This window comes from Amycolatopsis sp. cmx-4-83, assembly GCF_046548815.1.
Classification (GTDB): domain Bacteria; phylum Actinomycetota; class Actinomycetes; order Mycobacteriales; family Pseudonocardiaceae; genus Amycolatopsis; species Amycolatopsis pretoriensis_A.
The window spans coordinates 572,089-591,083 of record NZ_JAEBEF010000005.1; the positions used below are offsets into that span (position 1 = coordinate 572,089).

Below are 18,995 nucleotides of genomic sequence, written 5' to 3' on the forward strand. Positions count from 1 at the left end.
GGCCAGTGACCTACCGGACCGGCCCCCGCTCGTCGACGGAGTACACAGGCTCGCCCAGGAACGCGTCGGCGGGCAGCTCGCCGTAGCCGATGTTGAACGTGTCCAGCCAGTACGACCAGTCCTGCCGGCCCGCCGCGCTGCTGAAGCGGTAGTTGAGCCGCCAGCGCAGCCACTCGCCCGGCGCGAGCTTCACCGCCGGTGGGCGCCGCTCGCGGGGCGGGATCCCGAACAGCTCGCCGACGCGGGGCAGCACCCTCAGCCGGCCATCGGCCTCCCGCAGGTCCACGGGCACGTCCCGGAGGCTCTCCGCCGACGCGACCGGCGCGAACCCGTCCTGCTCGCGCAGCCGCACCACGTGCGCGAGCCCGCCCGGCAGCGCGGGCAACGCGAAGCCGGCCGGGACCGCGTTGCGGACCGCCGCGGCCGGACCACCACGCGAGTGCTTCGTCCACGACACGTGGACCCACTGCGCGGTGACCGTCACGGGCGGCGCCGGGCCGGGACCGCCGTCAGCAGGGTGAACAGCACCGCCGCCAGCTGGGCCAGCAGCAACAGGTTGCGTTCCGTGCCCGGGTACTCCACCGTCACCTCCGACGGCGTCGGCGGGACCGACACCGCCACCTGGTGGCCCCACGCCGGCACGATCGGGACGCTCTTGCCGCCCACCGAGGCCTTCCAGCCCGCTTCCTGTTCCGCCGCCAGCACCAGCAGGCGGCCGGTCGGGCCGTCCGAGACGCGCACGCGCACGTCCGGGAGACCCGCCTGGACCGGGGCCACGCCCGGCGCCAGACCCGGGGCGCCGCCGCCCGTGACCGCTGCCTTCGCCTGCTCCGGGGAGATGAGGATCACCTGGCCCGCCGGGGCGAGCAGGCGGAGCACGCCGCGGCCGTCCGACGTCGGGGCGGCCACCGAGACCAGGTCCTTCGCCAGCGGCGGGTACGCCCGCGGGTCCGCTCCCGGCGGCAGCACCACGTACTCCACGCCGGCGGCGGCCGCGGCCGCGAACGTGCGCTGGACCGCCGCCGCGTCGCCTTGGCCGAGGTCGCGGCGCCACGCCGCCAGGCGGGCCGGGGTGCCCGTGGTCGGGGCCAGCTCGTCGTCGCCGTAGTGGGGCAGGCGGCCGCCGATCTGGCGGGTCGCGTCGGACGCCAGGTCCAGCACCGACCGGCCGGACGCCGAGATCTCCGCCGCGGCTTCGGGGGCCAGCGCGGGCCGCGGACCCGCGCGGAGCGGGCCCTGACCGCCGACGGCGACGGCGCCGCCCGCCAGTGCCAGGAACACCACCACCCCGGCCACCGCCATCACCTGCGGCAGCCACGGCGACGGCACCCCGGCCGAACCGCCGCGCTGCCACGAACCGAGCACGACCCACAGCAGCCCGGCGCCGACGATCAGCAGCGGAACGCCCGCGTAGCCGTGGGCCGCGGCGCCGCCCTGCATCGGCGTCGCCGTGACCAGCCGGACCAGGACCAGCCCGCCCGCGCCGAGCACCGCCAGCGCGATCCCGCCCGCGGCGAGCTTCGTCGGGCGGACGACCACCGCCACGAGCGCCGCGGCGATCACCGCGACGCCGATCGGCCACGCGCCCGGCCCGCCGGGGTCGAGGCCGGCCAGATCGGTGCCGGACACCGGCGCGGCCGCGCCGCCGAGGCCCTGCACGAGCAGTTCCGGGTGCCGCAGCAGCACGGTCGGCCACGGCAGCAGCAGCGCCAGCGGCAGCAGCACCACGATGCCGACCGACGCGATCCGCCGGGCCAGCCCGGTCGGCGCGGGCAGCACGACGAACCCGATCAGCAGCCCGGCGAGCGCGAGCCCGTGCGCCAGCGGGGAAAACGCGCCCAGCAGCGCCACCCCGAACGCCGAGAGCGCGGAAATGTGCAGCCAGCGCGTGTCCGCGCGCACGAGCAGCCCGGCGATGCCGGCGGCCACCAGCGGCAGCACGAGGTGCACCACGACGACGTCGAGCCGGCCCTGCGCCACCCCGGCGGTCGCGGCCGGCAGGAGCGCGTACGTCGCCGCGACGACCGCGCGGACCCAGCGGCGCACGCGAAGCCGCCGCGTCGCCACGTACGCGCTCAGCGCCGCCAAGGGGATGTCGCCGAGGAGCAGGATCGCCACGAGCGCGGCCGGCCCGCCGAGCGGGGCGAAGACCGCGCCGAGCGTGCCGAGCACCGGCAGCGTCGCCGACGCGGGAGCGCCGGTGCCGCCCGCGATCGCGTGCCACGGCGTGAGGTACGACGACCAGAGCTCGCCCAGCCCGCCGACCGGGAGCAGCTTGCCGCCGAAGAGGTCGAGGCCGAGCCGGGCGCGGTTGACGACCAGCCCGAGCGCCGTCATCACGACGAGCAGCACGACCGGCGGCGCGAAGATCGTGGCCGCGAGCACCCGCCGCCGGTTGACCTCGACGAAGACGAGTTCGGGCTCGGCCTCTTCGGCGGGTTCGTCGGAGACCGGTTCCGGCGCCGCGGTTTCCGGCAGCGCGACGGCGACGAGCGTGCCCGGCCGGCGCAGCCCGGACCCGCGTGAGCTGAGCCCGCGCAGCGCACCCGCGGGCAGCGCGCCCGGGCCCACGGGACGGGTCTCGCGGGCGTCGAGCGCTTCCGGCGTGACCCACGCCGACTCGGTTTCGACGGTCTCGGGGACCCGCCCGAGTGCGACGTCGCTCTCCACGCCCCGGCGCACCAGGCCGACCACGCCCGCCCGGAAAGCGTTGCGGAGGCGGGTGACGCGCCCGGTGAAGAGCCCGCGCACCGTGCCCGGCCGCGGATTCCGCCGCCGGCGGGCCCGGGCGGCGCGCAATCCGCCGCGTCCACTGAGGAGGTACGCGGCCGCGGCGAACTCGGCCCGCGCTTCGCCGGTGCGGCGCAGCAGGACGAACGCCAGCGCGCGCAGCACCGAGAGCAGCGGGAGCCGGATCATCCCCAGCCAGAAGGAAAAGGGCGAGCAGTTCACCAGGAAGACGCGCAGCCCGTGAGCCCGGTTCGTGGTGGGCAGCGGCGCGGTGACGGCGTCCGCCGTGCGCTGGCCGGTGGTGACGGCGCGCGCGTGCCGGACCCGCGCGGTCGGCACGGAGAGGACGATCCCGCCGGCCGCGTTGGCGCGCCAGCCGAAGTCGAGATCCTCGCGCAGCAAGGGGAAACCGGGGTCGAAGCCGCCGAGGTCGTCCCACGCGTCGCGGCGCACGAGCGAGCCCGCGCTGGGCACGGCGAGCACCTCGGCCGGCTCCTCGCCGAGCGCGGCGACCTGCTGGCGGTGCCCGGAGGCGTCGGTGGACAGGCCGGCTTCGACGATCAGCCGCGGGTCCGTCCAGTCGAGCCCGAGGGCGCCGAGCACGGTCGCCGACGGCGTTTTCGTGGCGACGCGCAGGAGTTCGTCAAGGCAGTCGGGCTCGGGCGCGCAGTCGTCGTGCAGCAGCCACAGCCACGATCCGGGGTCGCCCCAGCGTTCGGTGGCGTGCCCGACGGCTTCGGCGACCGCGGCCGCGAAGCCGGTGTCGCTCGAAAGTGTGATGACACCGGAGAGCACGGGAGAAGAATCCGAGCCGGGGTCGTCCGCCGCTTCGGCGAGCAGCCGCGCGGTCGCGTCCGTGGAGCCGGTGTCGACGGCCAGCACGTGCCGCGGCCGGACGGTGCTGCGGCGCAACGAAGAAAGCGCCAGCGGCAGCCAGTTTTCGCCGTTGTGACAGACCACAATGGCCAGAACGGGCGCGGTGCGCAGGGCGGGCGGCGCGGCGGTGCGGGGCAACGAACGCTCCAGATCAGGCGGCGGGTCGGTGCGGCCACCCTACGGCCCCGGCCCGTCACCCGGTGGTGAACCCACGCCGGGCGTTCACCACGTGGAATCACCGGTGACGCGACGCATCACCGGTGACTCCCCCTCAAACGACGCGTTTCTTCAGCTTCCGGCGCTCCCGCTCGGACAGACCGCCCCAGATGCCGAAGCGTTCGTCCTTGGCCAGCGCGTACTCAAGGCACTCGTCCTTGACCTCGCAGCCCAGGCAGATCCGCTTGGCTTCGCGGGTGGAGCCGCCCTTTTCGGGGAAGAACGCCTCCGGGTCCGTCTGCGCGCACAGGGCGCGTTCCTGCCAATCCTGCTCTTCTTCGGTGGCATCGATGAGCTCGGTGAGATCTCCCAGAGCCTGCTCCGGGATCTCGCCCCAACTCATGACGTGCCCCCATTCCTTACCATCGGCTTCCAACCGCACGTCCGCCTCCTCGCTCCCTAGCACTCCCCAGGCTGGCGGTGGTGAAACGACACTCGCCGCCCCCTCTGGCGGCGAATGACATCACTGTGATTACACCCGTGTAGTGCGGTCAGGTCAAGCGGAGTAGCGAGTTCGGGGGACGTCGGAGCCCGATCGCGCAAGGGGACACGCCGGTAACTTCACACCGGGCATACGGAAGACTGGGAGTCGTGCAGAAGTCAGCAGTGCGCCCCAGCCCGGTCTTCCTCGGCATCCTCGCGCTCACCGTCGCCGGCGGGGCGATGGCCGCGTTCGGTGACATCAACACCGTTTTCGTCCGCGACCGCGACCCGCTGCTCATCGCCGGCGTCGTGATCTTCGTCGCCGCCGGCTGGGTGGCGTCGCTGTCGCTGCACGAGTTCGGCCACGCGATGGTCGCCTACCGCGGCGGCGACTACAGCGTCGCCCACAAGGGTTACCTGACCCTGGACGTGCGGAAGTACACCGATCCGGTCCTGTCGATCGTCCTGCCGTTGATCTTCCTCATCATCGGCGGCATCCCGCTCCCGGGCGGCGCGGTCTGGATCAACCGCGGCGCGCTGCGCTCCCGGGGAACGTCGTCCTGGGTGTCGCTGGCGGGTCCGCTGAGCAACCTCGCGGTCGGCGCGGCGCTGGCGCTGGTGGTCGCGCTGGTCCCGATGGCGGGCGGCCTCGTGATCGCGATGTCCTACCTGGCGCTGCTGCAGATCGTGACCTTCATCCTCAACATCCTCCCGATCCCCGGCCTCGACGGCTGGGGCGCGATCGAGCCGTACCTGCCCCCGCGGGCCCGCGAAATCGGCGCGCAGGTCCGCCCGTGGGCGCCGATCATCCTGTTCGCCATCCTGTGGTTCATCAAGCCGGCGAACGCGCTCCTGTGGAACGCCTCGTACTCGATCTTCGGCGCCTTCGGGGGCTATGTGGACGGTGCGCAGATCGGGTTCAGCGTCTTCCAGTTCTGGAACTGAGGTTTGGCGGGGGCGCCGCGCGGGAATCAGGTGCGGTGCTCCGTCAGCCAGACGTGCGCGCGTTTCCAGACCACCCGCAGGCCCGACCGCTCACCCAGGTAGTCCCCCGCGGCACCGACGACCGGCAACATGCCGATCGCACGGTGCAGGAAGTTGCCGCGCGGCCGCTTCTCCAGTTCCCCCGTGATGCCGAGCAGTCCGCGGCCGAGCCGCCACAGCGTGCGACCGGCGGCCTTGATCGTCGCTTTGCCGTGCTTCTTTTCCGACGCCGTCAGATCCTCGGTCAGCCTCGCGGCTTCGTCCGCCTCCGCGGCTTCGTCGTGCTCCGCGTGCTTGCCCGCCGCGAGGTCCGCGTCGATGTCCCGCTCGAAGAGCACCCACGCGATCAGGCGCACGCGCGTGCCGACGTCCGTGACGCCGTACTCGCCCGCGATCGCGCACAGCAGCAGCCCCTGGGACGCCGAACCCAGCGCGTCCTGCACCGGGAGGCGGTCGGCGAGGGCGCCGCCCAGGCCCGGGATCGACGTCAGCACCGCCGTGAAGCGGCCGACGCGGTTCATCCACCAGCTGGACCGGTCGTAGCCCGTCATCCGGGCCCACGCCGCCGTGCCAGGGACCTTCACCGACGTGACGCCGTGGATCAGCTTCGCCTTCAGGCCGGACTCGACCTCGGCCAGGTCGTCCGCCGCGCGGGCCTGGAGGCCGAACGGGTCGGACTCGCGCAGCGCGTCCAGCATCGGCCCGCACGCGCGCACGAACGGCCGCAGCACCGCCACGACCTGCCGGTCGGAAATCGCCTCAGCCACGTCCCGCTCCCCTTCCCACCGCACGGCCCAGCCCGCCGCCGAGCACCAGTGCGCCCGGCAGCGCGCTCGCGCCGAGCAACAGCAGGGCCCGCCAGTCCTGGATCAGCACCAGATCACCGCCCGGACCCAGCATGCCGACCCCGAACACGACGAGCACCCACACGGCGAGGGGTACCCACGAAAGAGCGGGCCGCACCAGCTTCGCGGTGGTCGACACCAGCCACGGCGTCGTCACCGCGCCGACCAGCACCGTCACCGGCAGCGGCACGACCCCGATGCGCAACGGCAGGAAGAACAGCTCGACGATCGCCAGCAGCACCGTGTCGAAGACGAGCACCAGCAGGAGCAGCCGCTGCTCCCAGGTCAGCGGTTCCACGGTCACAGTCCGCCGAACAGGTCGTCCGCCGCACCCTCGGCGGGACCGTGCGCCAGTACGTAGTAGTCCTCGGCCGCGATCGGCTGGGCGACTTCGTTCGTGAGCGCGAAGTACGGAACGGGCCCCTCGACGACCGCCAGCTGCGTCGCGTGCGCGCGCAGGGCGGCCACCTTCGCGGGGACGTGAGCGGCGACGTCGAGCACGGTCGTGATCTCTTCGTCCGGGGTCGTCGGCAGCTCTTCGTCGGCGGGGACGCCGTATTCGGGCGAGCCCGCACGCAGCGCGTTCAACCCGGTGCGCACCGCGTTCCTCGACGCCACCGTGTGGAACACGCGCGCCACCGATGCCGCCCGTGGCACCGCGGCCATCGTGATCTCGTGGGCGCGGATGTGGTCGGGGTGGCCGTAGCCGCCGAAGGCGTCGTAGGTGACGACGACCTGGGGCCGCACCTCGTCGAGGATCTCCGCCAGCTGCGCGGCCTGCTCTTCGGCGCTGCCGCCGGTGAACGCGCGCGGGTGCGCCGCCGACGGCGTGCCCGCCATGCCCGAATCGCGCCACCGGCCGATCCCGCCGAGGTAACGGTGCCGGGCCACCCCCAGCGCGGCGCACGCGGCCTTCAGTTCGCTGACGCGGTAGCCGCCCAGCTGGTCGGCGGCCCAGGCGCCCAGCCCGGACAGCTCCGCCAGGCCCGGCATGATCTCGCCTTCCTCACCCAGCGTGCAGGTCACCACGGTCACCTCGGCGCCTTCGGCGGCGTATCGTGCGATCGTGGCGCCGGTGGTGATGCTCTCGTCGTCGGGATGGGCGTGGACGAGCAGCAGCCTGCGCGGTACCGGGGAGATCACGGGTTGAGCGTAATTCCCGTGCTCCGACCTTCGTCGGGGACACCCTCGGTTATCCTCGCGCGAGTCGCGACCGCCGCGTCGCGATCGTCTGTACCCCCACGAAGGGCATCTTGGTGAGCACTGAAGCAACTTCGGCGGACGTCGCCGGCGTGTCCGGATCCGTTCTGTCGATCTCCGACCTCAGCGTGTCGTTCCAGACCGAGGACGGCGTCGTCGACGCCGTCAAGGGCATCGGGTTCGACGTGCAGCCCGGCGAGATCGTCGCCGTGGTCGGGGAGTCCGGGTCCGGCAAGTCCGTCACGTCGATGTCGGTGCTGGGCCTGCTGCCGAAGACCAGCCGGATCGCCGGCGAGCTGCGCCTCGGCGAGCGCAACCTGGCGGACCTCAAAGAGAAGGACATGCAGAAGATCCGCGGCAACCAGGTCGCGATGATCTTCCAGGAGCCGATGACCGCGCTGAACCCGGTCTACACGGTCGGCTGGCAGCTGCGCGAGTCCCTCCGCTCGCACCTCGACATCTCCAAGGCCGCCGCCGACCAGCGCGCGATCGAGCTGCTCGAGATGGTCGGCATCCCGAACCCGCCGCTGCGGTTCAAGCAGTACCCGCACCAGCTGTCGGGCGGCCTGCGCCAGCGCGTCGTCATCGCCATGGCGATCTCGTGCGACCCGAAGGTCATCATCGCCGACGAGCCGACCACGGCGCTCGACGTCACGGTCCAGGCCGAGATCCTCGGCCTGCTGCGCAAGCTGCGCGACACGCTCGACACCGCGATCGTGCTGATCACCCACGACATGGGCGTCGTCGCCGACATGGCCGACCGCGTCATCGTCATGTACCAGGGCGAGATCGTCGAAGAGGCGCCGGTGCGCGAGCTGTTCGCGTCGCCGAAGGAGGACTACACCCGGCGGCTGCTCGCCGCGGTGCCGGTGCTCGGCCAGCGCCCCGAGGGCCGCCGCCTGCTCGACGACACCGGGATCGCGTCCGACAGCACCGAGGCCGCCAAGATCGCCGAGGAGATCCGGCTGGCCGACGCCGAGCTGGAGGCCGTGATCGAGGAGACCGCGCCGGCCCTCGAGATCAAGAACCTGGTGCTCGAGTACCCGGGCCGCCGCGGCCAGGCCAAGAACCGCGCGGTGGACGACGTCTCGCTGACCATCGCCAAGGGCGAGATCGTCGGCCTGGTGGGCGAGTCCGGTTCGGGCAAGTCGACCGTCGGCCGCTGCGCCGTGGGCCTGCTGCGCGCGACCCAGGGCACGATCGCGATCGCGGGCAAGGACATCACGACGATGTCGGCGAAGGAGATCCGCCCGCTTCGCCGGTTCTTCTCGATCGTGTTCCAGGACCCGGCGTCCACGCTGGACCCGAAGATGACGATCGGCGAGTCGATCGCCGAGCCGATGGTGCTGCACAAGGTGCTCTCCGGCAAGGAGCTGTCGGCGCGGGTGCGTTCGCTGCTCGACAAGGTCGAGCTGGGCGGCCACTACATGAACCGCTACCCGCACGAGCTCTCCGGCGGCCAGCGCCAGCGCGTGGCCATCGCCCGCGCGCTCTCGCTCGACCCGGCGCTGCTCATCGCGGACGAGCCGACGTCGGCGCTGGACGTGTCGGTGCAGGCCCGCGTGCTGGACCTGTTCCTCGACCTGCAGCAGTCGCTGCAGTTCGCGTGCCTGTTCATCAGCCACGACCTCGCGGTGGTCGACCTCCTGGCCGACCGCGTCGCGGTGATGCAGCACGGCAAGCTGGTCGAGGTCGGCACGCGCGACCAGGTGCTCCACTCGCCGCAGCAGGACTACACGAGGCGCCTGCTGTCGGCGGCCCCGGTCGCGGACCCGGTCCTGCAGGCCGAGCGCCGCGCGGCCTGGGAGGCCGGCAAGCTGGCTCCCGTGGCCGACTGACGCTCTGAGCACACTGAAGGCCGCCGCCCGGGCTGGGCGGCGGCCTTCACTGCGTTACGAGGCGGTGGGCGGGGCTCGCGTGCGAGAATCGGTCCATGTCGACCACGCGAAGGGGCCATGGCGCGTAGATCGCCGGCCCGGGTCCGCGCGGACCCCCCTCGCGGCACCACCGGCGAGCCCGTCCCCACGCTCGGCGGTCTCTCACCGAGGGGCTTGGCGTGCCTCGTCCGCCTCGAACGCACCCGGCTGTGGCCCGGCGCCGCGGCCGAGGCGCTCCGGGCGTGGGAGGGGTTCGTGCGCGACCCGATCCACCGGCTGTGGGATCCGGAGTCCGGGTGCGGCGTCTTGCGGTGCTGCCCCGATCCGGACGAGGTGCGCCACGTCCTGGACCTCGTCGCCCACGCCCTGCCGGCCGGCGACGCCCGGACCTTCCGCAACCGCCTCGCCGCTCTCGCCGAGCTGTGGTGAGCCGGGCTCAGCCCACGCGGATCCGGGGGTCCAGGATGCCGTACAGCAGGTCCGCCAGCAGGTTCGCCACGATCACGCTCGCCGCGATCACCACCAGCCAGCCCATCAGGACCTGCGGGTCGTTCTTGTTGACCGCCTCCACCAGCAGCGTGCCCATGCCGTGCCAGTTGAAGACCGTCTCGGTGATGATCGCGCCCGTCACCGTGGCGCCGAAGTTGACCGAAAACAGCGTCATCACCGGGATCAGGGCGTTGCGGAACGCGTGGCGCCAGATCACGCGGCTGTTCGAGACGCCCTTGGCGCGCGCTGTGCGGACGTAGTCCGCGCCCAGGACCTCCAGCATCGACGCGCGCTGGAACCGGCTGTACGCGGCGAACGTGATGGCCATGATCGACAGCGTCGGCAGCAGGAACGCGCCGACGTACTTCGCGAGCGCGTCGCCCACCCCGGTCGCGGACAGGCTCTCCGGGCTCGTCGTGCGCAGCCAGGGGTCACCGAGGACGTCGGCGAGGCCGAGGTCGCGGACCCAGACGTTGGCGCGGATCGCGTAGCCCTTGAGGACGATCGCCACGCAGAAGATAGGCATCGAGAACATCAGGAACGCCAGCGTCGTCGCCGCGTAGTCCCAGATCGAGTACTGCTTGACCGCGGCCAGGACGCCGACCAGCACGCCGAAGAAGAGCGCCAGCACGGACGCCGTCAGGACCAGCTCCAACGTCACGTTGAACGCCGCCATCACCTTCGGCGCCACCGGCGTGAACGCGTTGCCCTGGGCGATCGAGATGCCCCAGTCGCCGGTCAGGAAGTGGCCGAGCCAGGTGAAGTAGCGGGCGACCACGCTCTGGTCGAGACCGAGCTTGTGCTCGGTGTCGGCGATCGCCGACGCGCTGATGCCCGGCTTGCTGCGGAGTTCGCCGAGCGGGTCGCCGGTGTTGGCCACCATGACGAAGCAGAGGAACGTGCCGACCAGCAGGACCGGGACGGAGATGGCCAGCCGTCTGAGCACGTAGAGCACAAGGTTCATCCGAAACCCCCAGGTCCGGCGATCCCGCGGCGAGAACGAGCGCGGGGGTGACCGGAACCCCGGTCACCCCCGCGTCGTGCGTTCAGGCCTTCATTCTCCGCTGGCGCGGGTCGAAGGCGTCGCGAAGACCGTCACCGATGAAGTTGATCGTCAGTGAAATCAGCACGAGCACGACGAACGGCCCGAAGAACAGCGCCGGCCGCGTCTGCAGCTGGGCGTAGTTCTCCAGGATGACGCGGCCCAGCGAAGTGTCGGGCAGCTGGACACCGAGGCCGATGAACGACAGCGCGGCTTCCGCCAGCACGGCCTGCGCGACCGCGAGGGTCGCGTTGACCGTGATGCTGCCGACCATGTTCGGCACCAGGTGCTTGAAGATGATCCGGGAAATGCCGGCCCCCGAAGCGCGCGCCGCGTCGACGAACTCGCGCTGGGACAACGACATCGCTTCGGCCCGGGTGATCCGGGCGATCGGCATCCACGCGAACGCGGACAGCACCAGCGCGACGATGTACCAGGTACCGCCGCCGAACACCTTGGCGAGAATGGCCGCCGCGGCGATCTGCGGGATGATCAGGAACAGGTCCGTCACCCGGGAGATCGCCGAGTCGGTGAACCCGCGCAGGTAACCGGCGACCGCGCCGAACACCACGCCGATCACGGTCGCGAGGATCGACACGGTGAGCGCGATCAGCAGCGAGTACTGCGTCCCGCGCAGCACCTGCGACACCATGTCCTTGCCGACCTGGGTCGTGCCGAGCGGGAAGTCGCCGCTGGGCTTGGCGAAGGACGGGAACGAGCTGTCCTGGTAGCCGTGCTTCCAGAAGATCGGCATGACGATGCTGATCAGCACGATCAGGACCAGCACCGCCGTCGACGCCATTGCCAGCTTGTGGTGCAGGAACTTCCGCAGGACCAGCTTGCCCTGGCTCCGCGGTTCCGGGAGCGCGTCCGGCGGGAGCGTGCCGTCGGCGGTCGCTTTTTCGGTCGCGAGAAGAGAGTTCAAGTCAGCCAACGCGAATCCTCGGGTCCAGGATGCCGTACATCAGGTCGGCGATCAGGTTGGCGATGATCACGAGGGAGGCGATCACCACGAGCCAGCCCATCATGACCTGGGTGTCGTTCTTCGTGACCGCTTCGACGAGCAGCGTGCCCATGCCGTGCCAGTTGAAGACCGTCTCGGTGATGATGGCGCCGGCCAGGACCGAGCCGAAGTTCACCGAGAACAGCGTCGTCACGGGGATCAGGGCGTTGCGGAACGCGTGCCGGAAGATGACCCGCCCGTTGGGAAGGCCCTTGGCGCGCGCGGTGCGCACGTAGTCCGAGCCCATGACCTCGAGCATCGAGGCGCGCTGGAACCGGCTGTACGCGGCGAAGCTGATCGCCATGATCGACAGCGTCGGCAGCAGGTACGCGCCGATCGTGCTGGTTATGAAGTCCCCGACGCCGTCGGTCCGCAGCTGCTCCGGGCTGGTCGTGCGCAGCCACGGGTTGCCGAGGACGTCGGACAGGCCCAGGTCGCGGACCCAGCCGTTGATCTCGATCGCGTAGCGCTTCAGCACGATCGCGATGCAGAAGATCGGCATCGAGAAGAGCAGGAAGGCGAGGGTGGTCGCGATGTAGTCGATGATCGAGTACTGCTTCACCGCCGCCAGGACGCCGACGATGATGCCGATGATCAGCGCGAGGATCTCGGCGCCGACGACCAGCTTGAACGTGACGCCGAGCGCGGCCATCACCTTCGGGGCCACCGGCGCGAGGGCGTTGCCCTGCGCGATGGAGATGCCCCAGTTGCCGGTCAGGAAGTCACCGAGCCACGTGAAGTAACGGGGGATGATGCCCTGGTCGAGACCGAGCTTGGTGGCCGTGGCGGCCAGCGCTTCCTTGCTGATCTGCGGGTTCTGGCGCAGCTCGCCCAGCGGGTCGCCGGTGCCGGCGACCATGACGAAACACAAGAAAGTCCCGACCAGGAGGACGGGAATCGATATCGCCAGACGGCGAAAGATGTAGATCACCAGGTTCAACGAACTGCTCCTCATCCGGGCCTGGTCGTCAGAAGTGCGCTGGACCGCTACCCGGTTGTCTACCGTAGTGGCGGTAACCCTACGGTCAACAGCTACTTCCGGTGGGTACCGGGGCCCGGCTCGTGGCCGGACCCCGGTACCTCCCAGGTCATCTGGAGCGAGGGGAAAGAAGAGGCGGGACGAGCCCTACTTCTTCTGCTCCCACTCGCCGACGTTCCACAGCACACCGTCGTACGACTGCATGTAGACGCGGTCGATGCCCTTGAACGCCCACATGCTCGGCGTCTGGAACAGCGGCAGGGTCGCGTAGTCGTCGGCGATGGCCTTGTCGGCCTCCTGGTACTTCTGCACCTTGACCTGCTCGTCGGTCGCCTTCACCGCGGCGTTGTAGGCGTCGTCGATCTTCGGGTCGCACAGCGACTGGTAGTTCTGCTCGCCACCCTTGTCCGGGCAGACGTAGATCGACTTCGACTCCGCCTTGAACGGCTGGGCCGACCAGCCGAACAGCGCGACGTCGTAGTCACCGGTCGAGACGCGGCCACCCTTGAGGAAGTTGGCGTCGGTCTCGTCCTTGACCTCGATGCCGGCCGCCTTGGCCTGCGAGATGATGATCTCGACGGTCTGGCTGCGGCGCGCGTTCTGGTTGTGCGTGATCTTGAACGAAGCGCGCACACCGTTCTTGGCGAAGATGCCGTCGCCGCCCTTGACCCAGCCGGCGTCGGTCAGCGTCTTGGCCGCCGCGTCGGCGCCCAGGCCCGCCTTGCTGCTGTACAGGTCGGTGTAGCCCTCTTCACCCTGGAAGAAGACGACGCTGTTCAGCGGCTCCGCGTCCGCCTGGACCTCCTTGAGCAGCTTGTCCGTGATCTCCTTGCGGTTGACCGACTCGAGGAACGCCTTGCGGAGGTCCTTGTCGGCGAACATGCGCTTGAAGTTCAGGTCGAGGTGCTCGTAGGTCAGCTGCGAGGCCGAACCGTAGGTCACGCCCTGCGCCGCGAGGCCCTTCATCGTCTGGGCCGCGGTGGCGTCCGGCTGGGTCGACGCCGCGACGTCGATCTCACCGTTCTGCAGCGCGGTCGCCATCGCCTTGGTGTCTTCCATGGCCCTGATGACGATCTTCGACGGGCCACCCTTGCCGCCGACCCAGGTCGGGTTCTTCTCGAGGGTGACGGCCTTCTGGTTGGCGTCGAACGCGGTGATCTTGTACGGGCCCGACGACGGCATGATGTCCGCCTTGAAGCCCTTCCACTCGTTCGACCAGAAGTCACCGGCGGCCTTGATCTGCGCCGGGTCGCCGGTCGGGGCCAGCTTCGTGATGTCCGCGATGCCGGTCTTGGCCTCGAGGATGTGCGCGGGCATGATCGCCGGCGCGTTGAAGAGGCCCTTGTAGTCGAGGTAGGGCTCGCTGTAGTCGGTGACGAAGGTCAGGTTGTCCTTGCACGTCGCCGTCTTGATCAGCGAGTACCCGGTGGTCGAGGCCGAGTTGAACGGGTTCTTGCCGTCCGGGCCCTTCGCCAGGCCGCTCTGCGACAGCCACGCCAGGTACAGGTCCTTGCAGTCGTACGCCTGCCCGTCCGACCACTTGACGTTCGGCTTGATCTTGTAGGTGACCTGCTGCGGGTCCTTCGTCGTGACGTCCCACGACTCGAAGACGTCGTTGTTCAGCAGCACCTTGTTGTTGCCGTCGAGCTTCAACGTACCGGAGAGCACCGCGGTCAGGACGTAGTTGTTGTACGAGCTGTTGGTGTCCGGGGTCTGGTTGTTGTACCCCGAGTACCCGTCGTCGATACCGATCGTGACCGTGCCGTCGTACCCCGGGGTGTCCGCGAGCTTGAACAGGTCACCGGTCTCGGCCTTGCCGGCAGCCATCGACTTGACGTCGGTCGACGATCCGTTCTGATCGGTGCTGCCCGAACCCGAATCACCACCGCTGCAGGCGCTCAGCAGCAGCGAAGCGCCGGCGACGAGCGACAAAGCGGAGACTGCTTTGGATCTCCTCATGAAGTGTGCCCTCCTAGCACTGAGCCCTTGAATATCGGGACAAGGGCCCACACCGCTCCGGTTTGGATGGGCCGGAGCCTACGACACGCCAAGCGACACTCAACTGGCGCACTGCGGGTGCACGCTAGAAAGGAAAAGCACCGACAGTCACCAGTTCAGGGTCGATCGTGACCAAAGGGTGACTTCCAGTGGACATCCAGAAATACGACGGTTACCTCACGGATTCAAAGTCACCCACTCGAAGGCGTCCGTAAAGATCACCCGGTAGTACTGAATGCGTAGTCGAGCGATTACTTCGGGCCGCGAGTCCAGTTCACCGCGGACCCGAACGGGCCCACCATGGGGGGACCCGGCGTGACGCCCGAGATGCCGGATCCGATCGCCAGGGTGTCAGCCAATTGGAACAGCGGAAGTACCACGTTCTGGCGCCAAAGTTCAGGCTCAAGGGTGGTCAGCGCCTCGGTGATCGGCGTCGAGCCGGACAGCGCCGCGTCGATCGAGGGCTGCAGCGCCGGGTCGCAGAAGCCCGCCGAATTGCCCGGAACGACGGGTTTGGCCGGGTCCGTTCCGGTGGCCGTCTGCTCGAGGCGGCAGCCGAAGTTCGAGGCGAGCACCGAGGCCGGGTCGCCGCCGACCGCCTGCGGCACGACCGCGATGTCGATCCCGACGTTGCCGGCCGAGTCGCCGGTCGGCTGCTGGACGCCGTCGACGACTGGCATCGCGAGCAGGCCGCCGAACAGGTCGCGCGGCTGCGGGGTGATCGCGTTGACCTCGATGCCCTGCGCGACGAGCTGGGCGGTGAGCTCCTTGGCGATCGACGCGTACGGCTCCTGGGTGCCCGGCGAGGCGATCACGAGCGAGAGCGCCTTGCCGTTCTTGCGCCAGGTGCCCGCGGTCTTGGCGTAGCCGGCCGCCTTCAGCGACTCCTCGGCCTTGGCGACGTCGGGGGCGGTCGGCGGGCCGGGCGGGATGGTCGCCGCGTACCCGGCCTCCGAAGGCGCCTTGACCTGGGCGTCGGCGTGCAGCGCCGACGACGGGCCGCCGGCCACGCCTTCGGTGATCAGCTTGGTCCGGTCGACGAACGCGGCGACCCCGGCGCGGACCTGGGCGTCCTGCAGGGTGGCGCTGACCGGGCGCAGCAGCACGCCGGCCACCACCGGCCGGGCGACCGTGTGCAGCCGCACGGCCGAGCCCAGCTCGCCGAGCCGCTTGAGCTCGTCGCCGGTGGTCCTGGCCAGCGCGAACTGGTCGTTGCCGCTCTGCAGCGCGGCCAGCAGGGTGTTCTGGTCCGACCGGCGCAGCACGATCCGGTCGATCGCCGCGGGCTTCTCCCAGTAGCGCTCGTTGCGCTCGAGGATGACCTCGCCGCGGGCGGTGTCGATGCTCTTGATCGAGAACGGGCCGGCGACGGCCGGGAAGTTCGCCGCGAGGGCCCCGCGCCAGCCGTCGGGGGCGTCCTTGAGCAGGTGGGCGGGCAGCAGGCCGGAGAACAGCGCCTGCCAGCCGGGGTACGGCTTGGCGAAGGTGACCTCGACGCGCTTGCCGCCCTCGCGGGACTGCAGGTCGGAGATCTGGCGGTAGCCGGCGGGTTCGAGCACGCCGGGCTGGTCGCGCATCTGGGTGCGCAGGTAGTCGAAGTCCTCGGCGGCGATGGGCGCGCCGTCGGACCAGGACGCGTCCGGCCGGATCTCGTAGGCGACCACGAACGGCTGCTGCGAGACCACCTGGGCGGACTTCATGAGGTTCTTGTCGAGCTGGCTGCTGCCGTCGTCCTTCTGCCGGAACACCGAGGGCAGCAGCAGCTGCGAGAGCGCCGAGGTCACCTGGGACGAGTCCGCGAGGTTGTGCGGGTTGTACCCGCCGAGCACGTCGTCGACGCCGACGACGATCTGCGACGGGGTCTTGCCGGTGGTCGACACCGGTGCGACCGACGAGGACACCACCGGGGGTGGCGGGGTGTTCGAGCACGAGGTGAGCAGCACGGCCGCCAGTGCCAGTACCGGCACCGCCTTGCGATTCACCCGCACGCCCCGTTCCTCCCAGATTCCGCCGATCGGGTCAGCCATGCTCCCACGCCCGCCTTCGCGGCCGGAACCGAGATTCCCATACCCGGATCGGCCGGGCTCACCGCCCCAAGGTGGGCGCTCTGGAAAAGACGCGCGAACCACCGTCCGGGTTCCCGGACCGTTCCGGAACGGCGGAACACGCGCGAACGCCACCCACCGCCCTATAAAGATATAAGGAGAAGGCAACCGCATTTCGTGACAACCCGTTCGCCGCCTTTGCACCGGGGGTAGCTGGAGAAGGGACGAAAAAGCCTCCCGGCGGCTCGCACCGGGAGGCTTTTCGGGGTCTCGAAACGGTCAGCCGTTGTCGCGGCTCTTCGCGCGCGAACGCTCCTTCGCGCGGGTGTTGACGTCCAGGGTGACCTTGCGGACCCGGACGACCTCCGGCGCGACCTCGACGCACTCGTCGACGGAGCAGAACTCCAGCGCCTCTTCCAGGCCCATCTTGCGCGGACGGGCCAGCGTCTCCATCACGTCGGCGGAGGACTGACGCATGTTGGTCAGCTTCTTCTCCTTGGTGATGTTGATGTCGAGGTCCTCGAAGCGCGGGTTCTCGCCCACGACCATGCCCTCGTACACCTCGGCGCCCGGCTCGACGAAGAAGGTGCCGCGATCGGCCAGCTGGATCATCGCGTACGCGGTGACCGGGCCGGTGCGGTCGGCGACCAAGGACCCGCTGTGGCGGGTGCGGATCTCGCCCGCCCACGGGAAGTAGCCCTCGAACACGTGGTTCGCGATGCCGGTGCCGCGGGTCTCGGTGAGGAAGTCGGTGCGGAAGCTGATCAGGCCGCGCGACGGGAGCACGTACTCCAGCTTGATCCGGCCGGTGCCGTTGCCGCTCATGTCCTCCATGCGGCCCTTGCGGGCGGCCAGGAGCTGGGTGATCGCGCCGAGGTGCTCTTCCGGCGAGTCGATGTAGAGGCGCTCGAACGGCTCGTGCAGCTTGCCGTCGATCGTGCGCAGGACCACCTGCGGCTTGCCGACGGTCAGCTCGAAGCCCTCGCGCCGCATCTGCTCGACGAGGATGGCCAGCGCCAGCTCGCCACGGCCCTGGACCTCCCAGGTGTCGGGGCGCTCGGTCGGCAGCACGCGGATGCTGACGTTACCGATCAGCTCCTGGTCGAGGCGGGCCTTGACCAGCCGCGCGGTGACCTTGTCGCCGCCGTTGCGCCCGGCCAGCGGCGAGGTGTTGACGCCGATGGTCATCGAGATCGCGGGCTCGTCGACGGTGATCCGGGGCAGCGCCACCGGGTTCTCGGAGTCGGCGAGGGTGTCGCCGATGGTGATGTCCGGGATGCCGGCGATGGCGACCAGCTCGCCGGCGCTGGCCTCGGTCGCCGGGACGCGGGTGAGCGCCTCGGTGACCAGCAGCTCCGAGATCCGGACGTTCTGGACGTTGCCGTCTTCGCGCATCCAGGCCACCGTCTGGCCCTTGCGCAGCTTGCCGGCGTGGATGCGGATCAGCGCGATGCGGCCGAGGAAGTTGGACGCGTCGAGGTTGGTGACCAGCGCCTGCAGCGGCGCGTCGAGGTCGGCGGCGGGCGGCGGCACGTGCCGGAGCAGCGTGTCGAACAGCGGGTCGAGGTTCTCGCTCTCGGGGATCTCGCCGTCCGCGGGCTGCTCCAGGCTCGCCTTGCCGGCGCGCGCGGAGGCGTAGACGACCGGCAGGTCGAGGATCGCGTCGTGGTCGGCGTCCTCGATGTCGCTGGCCAGCTCGAGCAGCAGGTCGTGGGTCTCCTCGACAACCTCGGAGATCCGGGCGTCCGGCCGGTCGGTCTTGTTGACCAGCAGGATCACCGGGAGGCGGGCCTCGAGGGTCTTGCGGAGCACGAAGCGGGTCTGCGGCAGCGGACCCTCGGAGGCGTCGACCAGCAGGACGACGCCGTCGACCATGGCCAGGCCGCGCTCGACCTCGCCGCCGAAGTCGGCGTGGCCGGGGGTGTCGATGACGTTGATGGTCACCGAGCCCTCGGGCGTCTGGCGGTGGATCGAGGTGTTCTTCGCGAGGATCGTGATGCCCTTTTCGCGCTCGAGCTCCCCCGAGTCCATCACGCGGTCGACGAGCTCGGCCCGCTCGGCGAAGGCGCCGGACTGGCGCAGCATCGCGTCCACGAGCGTGGTCTTGCCGTGGTCGACGTGGGCGACGATCGCGACGTTGCGCAGGTCGGGCCGGGTCTTACCGGTCGGCCGGCCGGTTTCGACGGTAGCGCTGGCTGCGGGCACGCGAAGACTCCTGAACTTCAAAGGTGTGGGTGGCCGCGCAAGCCGTCAGGCATCCCGTGACCGGCTCTGGTCACACGCGGACC

General features: G+C 70.4%; 15 protein-coding genes. 3 read left to right on the forward strand and 12 right to left on the reverse strand.

Annotation, left to right across the window (positions count from 1 at the left end; genetic code table 11):
• Positions 1-10: 10 nt before the first annotated feature.
• The 3 genes from ACLJQM_RS18510 to ACLJQM_RS18520 all read right to left on the reverse strand — a co-directional run bounded on the left by ACLJQM_RS18510 (position 11) and on the right by ACLJQM_RS18520 (position 4,165).
• Positions 11-484 (reverse strand): hypothetical protein, encoded by a 474-nt coding sequence (locus ACLJQM_RS18510; RefSeq protein WP_410632130.1) that lies wholly within the window; start codon positions 482-484, stop codon positions 11-13.
• Positions 481-3,744, reverse strand: a complete 3,264-nt coding sequence (locus ACLJQM_RS18515) for a glycosyltransferase (RefSeq protein WP_410632131.1) — start codon at positions 3,742-3,744, stop codon at positions 481-483. Before ACLJQM_RS18515 ends, ACLJQM_RS18510 begins: the two co-directional genes overlap by 4 nt.
• Positions 3,745-3,877: 133 nt before the next feature.
• Positions 3,878-4,165 carry a WhiB family transcriptional regulator gene (locus ACLJQM_RS18520; RefSeq protein ID WP_247025525.1) on the reverse strand — a complete coding sequence of 96 codons (288 nt, stop codon included), beginning with the start codon at positions 4,163-4,165 and terminating at the stop codon, positions 3,878-3,880.
• A 263-nt stretch (positions 4,166-4,428) separates the two neighbouring features.
• Between ACLJQM_RS18520 and ACLJQM_RS18525 the strand changes: the two genes are divergently transcribed.
• Complete coding sequence (locus ACLJQM_RS18525; protein WP_125313546.1) at positions 4,429-5,190, forward strand: site-2 protease family protein; 762 nt, start codon at positions 4,429-4,431, stop codon at positions 5,188-5,190.
• A 26-nt stretch (positions 5,191-5,216) separates the two neighbouring features.
• Here ACLJQM_RS18525 and ACLJQM_RS18530 read toward each other — a convergent pair whose 3' ends face one another.
• From ACLJQM_RS18530 to mshB, 3 genes are read right to left on the reverse strand one after another with little or no spacing between them, the layout of a single operon-like run.
• Entirely contained in the window at positions 5,217-5,996 is a 780-nt protein-coding gene (locus ACLJQM_RS18530) for a hypothetical protein (protein ID WP_360764967.1), read from the reverse strand.
• A complete protein-coding gene (locus tag ACLJQM_RS18535) occupies positions 5,989-6,378 on the reverse strand; it encodes a hypothetical protein (protein WP_360764965.1) in 390 nt (129 codons plus the stop codon). The genes ACLJQM_RS18530 and ACLJQM_RS18535 overlap by 8 nt, the downstream gene beginning before the upstream one ends.
• Complete coding sequence (gene mshB, locus ACLJQM_RS18540) at positions 6,375-7,217, reverse strand: N-acetyl-1-D-myo-inositol-2-amino-2-deoxy-alpha-D-glucopyranoside deacetylase (RefSeq protein ID WP_410632132.1); 843 nt, start codon at positions 7,215-7,217, stop codon at positions 6,375-6,377. Before mshB ends, ACLJQM_RS18535 begins: the two co-directional genes overlap by 4 nt.
• Positions 7,218-7,330: 113 nt before the next feature.
• Between mshB and ACLJQM_RS18545 the strand changes: the two genes are divergently transcribed.
• Both ACLJQM_RS18545 and ACLJQM_RS18550 read left to right on the forward strand, forming a co-directional pair.
• Positions 7,331-9,112 (forward strand): ABC transporter ATP-binding protein, encoded by a 1,782-nt coding sequence (locus tag ACLJQM_RS18545; RefSeq protein ID WP_410632133.1) that lies wholly within the window; start codon positions 7,331-7,333, stop codon positions 9,110-9,112.
• A gap of 117 nt (positions 9,113-9,229) precedes the next feature.
• Positions 9,230-9,580, forward strand: a complete 351-nt coding sequence (locus ACLJQM_RS18550) for a hypothetical protein (protein WP_410632134.1) — start codon at positions 9,230-9,232, stop codon at positions 9,578-9,580.
• A 7-nt stretch (positions 9,581-9,587) separates the two neighbouring features.
• Here the strand turns inward: ACLJQM_RS18550 and ACLJQM_RS18555 are convergent, their stop codons facing one another.
• The 6 genes from ACLJQM_RS18555 to typA all read right to left on the reverse strand — a co-directional run bounded on the left by ACLJQM_RS18555 (position 9,588) and on the right by typA (position 18,912).
• The gene (locus tag ACLJQM_RS18555; RefSeq protein WP_410632135.1) at positions 9,588-10,604 is read right to left on the reverse strand and encodes an ABC transporter permease; all 1,017 of its coding nucleotides are present in this window, start codon (positions 10,602-10,604) and stop codon (positions 9,588-9,590) included.
• Positions 10,605-10,686: 82 nt separating this feature from the next.
• On the reverse strand, positions 10,687-11,616 hold the full coding sequence (locus tag ACLJQM_RS18560; RefSeq protein ID WP_410632136.1) for an ABC transporter permease: 930 nt from the start codon (positions 11,614-11,616) through the stop codon (positions 10,687-10,689).
• Entirely contained in the window at positions 11,609-12,625 is a 1,017-nt protein-coding gene (locus ACLJQM_RS18565) for an ABC transporter permease (protein WP_360764948.1), read from the reverse strand. The genes ACLJQM_RS18560 and ACLJQM_RS18565 overlap by 8 nt, the downstream gene beginning before the upstream one ends.
• 186 nt (positions 12,626-12,811) lie before the next feature.
• Positions 12,812-14,623 (reverse strand): ABC transporter family substrate-binding protein, encoded by a 1,812-nt coding sequence (locus ACLJQM_RS18570; protein ID WP_360764945.1) that lies wholly within the window; start codon positions 14,621-14,623, stop codon positions 12,812-12,814.
• Between the two features lie 290 nt (positions 14,624-14,913).
• Positions 14,914-16,650 carry an ABC transporter family substrate-binding protein gene (locus ACLJQM_RS18575; protein ID WP_360766171.1) on the reverse strand — a complete coding sequence of 579 codons (1,737 nt, stop codon included), beginning with the start codon at positions 16,648-16,650 and terminating at the stop codon, positions 14,914-14,916.
• A 336-nt stretch (positions 16,651-16,986) separates the two neighbouring features.
• Positions 16,987-18,912, reverse strand: a complete 1,926-nt coding sequence (gene typA / locus ACLJQM_RS18580; protein WP_247018781.1) for a translational GTPase TypA — start codon at positions 18,910-18,912, stop codon at positions 16,987-16,989.
• Positions 18,913-18,995 lie beyond the last annotated feature (83 nt).

Excerpts from the sequence above, each read along its gene's own strand:
- ACLJQM_RS18520 (WP_247025525.1), bottom strand. The coding sequence starts at position 4,165 with ATGAGTTGGGGCGAGATCCCGGAGCAGGCTCTGGGAGATCTCACCGAG.
- ACLJQM_RS18550 (WP_410632134.1), top strand. The coding sequence starts at position 9,230 with ATGGCGCGTAGATCGCCGGCCCGGGTCCGCGCGGACCCCCCTCGCGGC.
- ACLJQM_RS18555 (WP_410632135.1), bottom strand. The coding sequence starts at position 10,604 with ATGAACCTTGTGCTCTACGTGCTCAGACGGCTGGCCATCTCCGTCCCG.
- ACLJQM_RS18570 (WP_360764945.1), bottom strand. The coding sequence starts at position 14,623 with ATGAGGAGATCCAAAGCAGTCTCCGCTTTGTCGCTCGTCGCCGGCGCT.